This is a genomic window from Hyella patelloides LEGE 07179, from assembly GCF_900659865.1.
Taxonomy (GTDB): Bacteria; Cyanobacteriota; Cyanobacteriia; order Cyanobacteriales; family Xenococcaceae; genus Hyella; species Hyella patelloides.
Genome location: NZ_LR214191.1, coordinates 1 through 3,472 on the forward strand (window position 1 = coordinate 1; position 3,472 = coordinate 3,472).

General features: G+C 38.6%; 4 protein-coding genes. 3 read left to right on the forward strand and 1 reads right to left on the reverse strand.

Features of this window, described 5'->3' with window-relative positions; translation table 11 throughout:
- Positions 1-348, reverse strand: a 348-nt coding sequence (locus H1P_RS31895) for a helix-turn-helix domain-containing protein (protein WP_144875290.1), incomplete at its 3' end; no start/stop codon positions are given.
- A gap of 18 nt (positions 349-366) precedes the next feature.
- Between H1P_RS31895 and H1P_RS31900 the strand changes: the two genes are divergently transcribed.
- From H1P_RS31900 to hflX, 3 genes are all read left to right on the forward strand, one after another.
- Positions 367-816, forward strand: coding sequence for a hypothetical protein (locus tag H1P_RS31900; protein ID WP_144875292.1), 450 nt, complete (start codon positions 367-369; stop codon positions 814-816).
- Positions 798-1,040, forward strand: a complete 243-nt coding sequence (locus tag H1P_RS31905; protein ID WP_144875294.1) for a hypothetical protein — start codon at positions 798-800, stop codon at positions 1,038-1,040. The genes H1P_RS31900 and H1P_RS31905 overlap by 19 nt, the downstream gene beginning before the upstream one ends.
- A 321-nt stretch (positions 1,041-1,361) precedes the next feature.
- Positions 1,362-3,068: a GTPase HflX gene (hflX, locus tag H1P_RS31910; RefSeq protein WP_144875296.1), complete on the forward strand. Its 1,707-nt coding sequence runs from the start codon at positions 1,362-1,364 to the stop codon at positions 3,066-3,068.
- The last annotated feature ends 404 nt before the right edge of the window (positions 3,069-3,472 follow it).

Below are 3,472 nucleotides of genomic sequence, written 5' to 3' on the forward strand. Positions count from 1 at the left end.
TTTTTTTTTCAGGGGCAATTCCCATCGCTGGAATGTTCGACACATAGTACTTTGACTCACCCATAGCCCTGTCTCATCATAGAGCAGTTCACAATATTCTGCTAAAGTCGCGTCATTCTGTTTCTCAAAGATAGCTATCAATTGGGCTTGATATTTCATAACAGGACTTACCATCGAGCCACCCTGCTTGCCTGGAAGGATATGCCCCTTTGTTCGCTTCTGAGTGACTAACTTTTGAACACAGTTTTTGCTAACTCCAAAACGTTGTGCAACTTTTCTTACTGAACTATCACCTTTCTCGATCGCGCTGACTATCTTCTCTCGAAAATCCACCGAATAAGCTTTCATTTACGATCTACTTTTACAATGCTTGATTGTCCCACATTTAGATGCAAACTGCTGTATGTTGTCGATTTAACCTTAGAATTAGGACGAGAAAAAGCGTTAGTAATTTATGGAATTTCGGAGAAAATTTGGCAATCACAGGTCTTAAAAGAAGGAAGGGCTTTAAAACATACAGATGGGGAAATTTTGGGCATTGAAGTTACCCAATCAGCCACGGGAGAATGGATTCAAGAAATTTTGTCATCACTAACTACTAAGGTAGGAATTCCTCGGCAAATTGTGGCAGATAATGGTAGCAATTTGAAAAAAGGAATTAAACTCTATCAAGAAAAGCACCCACAAGTGATGTCTACCTATGATGTGACCCATTCTATGGCAAACTTACTCAAAAAAGAATTAGGGATTGCTCCAGATTTTCCAGATTTTCCAGATTTTCTCGCTGTAAACAACAATTGCAACAAACAGAATTAGCTTTCTTAGCTCCTCCTTCTCAACGAGCGCAATGTCGTTATTTTAATGCCGAGAGATTAGTTAATTGGGCAATTAATTTACTGAATTGTCCTTGGAAAATTTGCTCTGCGTTACTTCCTTCAGTTGACCTATCTCAATGGATCGATGACCTTTTTGGACAATCTATGTTCTCCAAACGAAAAACTTTCTTGGAGCTAGCAAATAACGACATGAAAACTGTGTAGTAAATTATTTGGCTATTGGACTGATTTGCATCAGCCTAGCTTGTTGGTAATAACTTTTCCAAATAATATTCCATTTGTTATTCATAACTGAGGAAAAAAGTAACTGTTGTTATAAAAATATTTTGCGTTGTATTATCATAATAAAAGCATACTAATTTAAGCTATCGGTAACCAACCAACAACAAATAACTGACTACTGGTTACAGAATTACTCTTAAAAACGATCGCTCTGTTAAAAAATCTCAAAAGTGTTGCAATTTACCAAATCGATCTCGCTAAAATATAGGTCATAATTACAAACTTATTTTAGGGATCGGACTTATCGATACTATCTACGGCAACTACAAAGGATTAAAGACAAACCAAATTAAGCAGTTAAAAAAATTGTACCATCAACGACTGCCAGGAGATCGCTTAACCACTCCTGAATTTGCTCAAAGTTTAGCAGCAGTTGCTACAGCAATTGATGACTCGGTTTGTGCTTATATTAACCGTCGCGGACAGGTAATTAGGGTAGGTGTAGGCACTCCTGGACAGACTCAAATTCCCCCTTTAGAATTGCCTCGTTATGGTGCAGAAAGGCTTTGTGGTATTCGCTGCATTACCGCCAAACTAAATGATAGTCCCCCTAAAGAATCTAGCCTCACTGCAATGCTACGTCAGAGGTTAGATGCGCTGGTTGTAATTACCCTCACTGGTACGGGTAAATTTAGAAAAGGTGGTGGTGCAACAGGATATATTAAAGAGGCTTACTTAGCGCACCTATTACCCCAACCTGATTTTAAATTAGACATTAAAGACTATTGGACGGTTTCTGAATCCATGAGTTTAGAAGCTGTTACCGATGAAGACTTTTTTGATTTGGTAGAAGGTTTAGAAGCAGAGTTTGAAAGGGAATATATCGCGCAACAGGTAGAAGAAGGTCACGATCTGGTGATATTAGTTGGATTACAAACAGATCGTGCTACAGAGCAAGAATCCACCTCTAGTTTAGCCGAATTAGCCCGTTTAGTAGACACAGCAGGGGGCAAAGTATTACAAACTATTACTCAAAAGCGATCGCGCTCTCATCCGCAAACTGTAGTGGGTGGGGGTAAAGTACAAGAAATCGCCTTAAGAGTACAAACTCTCGGTGCAACCTTGGTAGTATTCGATCGTAGCTTATCTCCCGCACAGATACGTAATTTAGAAATGCAGTTTGGTGTCAGAGTAGTAGATCGCACTGAAGTAATATTAGACATCTTCGCCCAACGCGCCCAATCCAGTGCAGGGAAACTACAAGTAGAATTAGCCCAGCTAGAGTATATGCTTCCTCGTCTGATGGGTAGAGGTAAAGCCATGTCACGTTTAGGGGGTGGTATTGGTACAAGAGGGCCTGGAGAAACTAAACTAGAAACAGAAAGACGTACCATCCAAAAGCGGATTACCAACCTACAAAAAGAAGTCAATCGCTTACAGGAGCATCGCTCTAGGTTACGCCAACAAAGACAAAAACAAGAAGTTCCCACAATAGCGATCGTTGGTTATACTAATGCTGGAAAATCAACTTTAATTAATGCTCTTACTAATGCAGAGGTATATGCAGCAGATCAGCTATTTGCTACTCTCGATCCTACCACTCGTCGTTTACCCGTTCCCGATCCTGTTACCGAAGAACTAATTACGATTTTAATGACGGATACAGTAGGTTTTATCCAAGAATTACCACCCTCTTTAGTGGATGCATTTCGTGCAACCTTAGAAGAAGTAACCGAAGCAGATGCTTTACTTCATGTAGTCGATCTTTCCCATCCTGCTTGGGAAAATCAAATTCGTTCGGTAATGAAGATTTTACAAGAAATGCCCATAGCGGTTGGCCCTATTTTACTTGCTTTTAATAAATTAGATCGCGCAACCAGCAAAACTTTAGCTAAAGCAAAAGATGAATATCCTTTAGCTGTGTTTATTTCTGCAAGCAAGCGTTTAGGTTTAGAAACTTTGCGTCAAAAACTAGGGGAATTAGTTAGATATGCAGAGTCTCCTAATTAGTAATTTTTGGCGTTGCTGATTTAAGTAATGTCACCCAAAATAATACGGTTCGTAGCTATAAGCTATAAGCTATAGGCTATAAGCTTTGAAATAATTTTGAATAACAGTATAGATTAGTAAAAACTTGTCTCAGCATTATGCATTCACCAACGCCTAATTTTTAAAATATGAAAGATACAGAAAGATTAGCAGCTTTATACAATATTCATGTAAATTCTCACTCATTAGCTAGATAAATAGAAAATTATTTTTTCTTAAGAAAAAACTCTAAAACTACTACAGCGGTTTGCATCTAAATGTGGGACAATCAAGCATTGTAAAAGTAGATCGTAAATGAAAGCTTATTCGGTGGATTTTCGAGAGAAGATAGTCAGCGCGATCGAGAAAGGTGATAGTTCAGTAAG